The organism is Actinosynnema sp. (assembly GCF_052038725.1).
In genome coordinates this window covers 1-2,760 of record NZ_JBQGCX010001275.1, presented here as the reverse complement: position 1 = coordinate 2,760, position 2,760 = coordinate 1, and the positions used below count along the sequence as shown (strand labels likewise).

The following is a 2,760-nucleotide window of genomic DNA, read 5'->3' as shown; positions in this document are numbered from 1 at the left end:
TCCCAGCGGCGCTTGCGCAGGGCGGGCAGGGTCGTGGTGATCACCGCGCCGACGAAGCGGTCCAGCGAGCGCGCGCCTGCCTCCCCCTCGGCGAGCGCGCGGACCGGTCGGTCCAGCTGCGCGAACGGTTGCAGGATGGTGTAGTCCTCGAACAGCCCGCGCCACTCCGCGACCTCGTCGCCCAGGTGCACCGGGTGCGCCACGCCCACCCGCGCGTCGTCGGGCAGGTCCACGGCCTCGTCGCGCGCGTCCGCGAACCCCCGGTCCTCCGCGACCCGGAACGCCCCGCCGCCGTCGACCACCCACACCAGCCGCCGCACCAGGTGCACCACCAGCGGGTGCCCGACCAGGAAGTCGCGGAACTCCGCCGCGCTCCACCGCCTCCCCTCCACCATCGCCGCCTCCAGGCGGGCGATCTGGAGCGACGCCACCGTCCGCACGTCCTTCTTCAGCTGCCCGAACCGCTTGCTCGCCGCGGGCGCCAGCTCCGGGTCGTCCTTCGCGCCGGGCTTGGGCAGCGACTTGAGCCGCTTGCCCGCCTCGTCCAGCACGAACGGGCGCAGCGACTCGTCGAAGCCCACGGTGAACCGGCGCGGCCCGTAGTCCAGGACCAGCGCGGACTCCTCGTCCAGGCCGAACGCGGGGACGAGCCGGTCGGCCAGCTGCTCGCCGGTCAGCCCGAGGTCCTCGGCGATCTCCGCGACCTTGCCCTCGGCGCGCGCCTTGAGGCCGGCGAACTTCACGCGCTGCGCGACGCCGTTGAGCGCGATCAGGGCGGTGTCGGTGCCGATCCCGGCCAGCACGTCGAGCCCGCGCACGGCGTTGTGGTGCTGCGACTGCCCCGGCCACGCCCGGATCAGCGGTTCCAGGCGCCGCACCACGCGGTCGTCGCCGAGCACGCCCAGCGCGGTCAGCGCCCAGGAGTCCTTGGCGGGCATGGCGTTCAGCTCCCAGAGCTCGAACACCGCCCACGCGAACTCCACCAGGGACGTCGGGTCGCACAGCTCCCGCAGCGCGTCCAGCCCGGCGTAGTGGGTGTCGGGGCCGGTCATGGCGAGCATGGTGGTCACGTGCCGCACCGCCCCGTCGGGCAGCGCGCGGCCGTCGCGCAGCAGCAGCCGGGGCAGGGCGGTCACCTCGCACCACGCTCCGGGCACGGGCGGCTTGGCGGGCACGAGGTCCAGCGGGTCGACGGCGAGCAGCGCCTCCACGGCCGCGACGGCCTCGGGGGTGTGCTCGGCGGCGGCCACGCGGGCGTGGTCGGGGTGGCGGCGCAGCACCTCCTCGGCGGCGTCCCTGCGGGCGCCGGGGGCGCCGAGCGCGTCGGGCAGCAGCAGGCGCGCGGCCTGCTCGGGGTGGCGGCGGAGCCAGGCCGCGTACCGGGGGGCGGTGCTCTTGGGCCGCTGCAGGCGGGCCGCGACCAGTCGGGCCACCTCGACGGACTCCAGCGGCAGCAGCGCGTCGGCGTGCTTGGCCTCGGCGTTCACCAGCGTCAGCACGGGCGGGACGGCGTCGACGCCGAAGCGTGCCACCAGGAACATGCCGAACTCGGCCGTGTCCCACCGCTTCGGGTCGAGCACCAGGTCCGGCAGCAGGGGCCGCAGCTCGTCGACCGGACCGGCCGCGAACAGCTCCTGCCTGCGGTACTCGGGCAGCTCGCCGGCCAGGAACGCCTTCAGCTCCACCGGCCAGTCGCGGGGGCCGGTCGGCAGGAAGCAGGTGGGCGCGCCCCAGCGCTCGCGCTCGCCGTCGCGCCACCGCACGGCCCGGTGGGTCGGCTCGGGCAGCGCGACCACCGGGAGCGCGGCGGGCGCGCGCCCGGCGAACCAGGGCGGGTCGACCAGGAACGGCGGCAGGTCGGCCGGGTCCGCGACGGGCGTGGCGGCGTGCTCGGCGAGCACCCGCTCGGCGATCCGGGCCGCCGGTCCCGGCAGGTCGGCACGGGCGGCGAGGTCGTGGTGGCGCCGCAGGTGCCCCTCCAGCAGGTCGGTGTGCGGGGAGGCGGCGAGCCGGTCGAGCAGCAGCTCGGGGTGCTTGCGGCCCAGCTCCAGCAGGGCGGGCCCGACCCGCTTGACGTCCCGGTGCTCCAGGAGGGCGTCGACCACGGCCGGGGTGGTGAACTGCCGGAAGACCTCGATGACCCGGTCGAACACGAACGACTCCGGCCCCGTGCCCAGCAGCCCGGCCAGCTCCGGGGCGAAGTCGGGGCCGATCGCGTCGGCGAGGGTGGCGCTGATCCAGGGGTACTGGAGGAGGAAGCGGGGCGCGCCCGCGTCGAGCACGGCGCGCAGCTGGTCGAGGGTCCCGACCGAGTGCAGCAACCGGGTCCACTGGCTGCCCCGGTGGGCGGCCAGCGCGGTGATCGCCTCGTCGACCCAGTCCGCCCGCGCGGGCACGAGGTAGGCCGAGGCCGCCTTGGCGCGCTCGGTGGCGCGGCGCTCGGACAGCGCGGCCTCGGCGAGCGCGTGGTCGGCGTCCGGCGCGGTGGCGAGCAGCCCGCGGGCGCGCTCGGGGAACGCCTCGCCGTGCCAGCGCAGCGGCTTGCGGTCGTGCAGCGGGCCGCTGTGGCCGGAGTCGTCCACGCCGAGGCGGATCAGCGCGGCGGTCTCGTCGACGTAGCGGGTCGCCACGGCGGCCAGGTCGAAGGACTCCAGCGCCGCGCAGGCCGCGAACGCGAGCCCGTGGTCGCGGACCCAGGCGTCGACCACGTGCGCCTGCTCGCCGTCGGCGGCCAGCGCGGCCACCGCCGCCGCGCCGACC

Annotated in this window: 1 protein-coding gene; it reads right to left on the bottom strand. The window is 76.8% G+C overall.

The window, feature by feature from the left end; translation table 11 throughout:
- Positions 1-2,760: DUF4132 domain-containing protein (locus tag ACTUAL_RS26930; RefSeq protein ID WP_440902206.1), on the bottom strand; the 2,760-nt coding region annotated here is incomplete at both ends.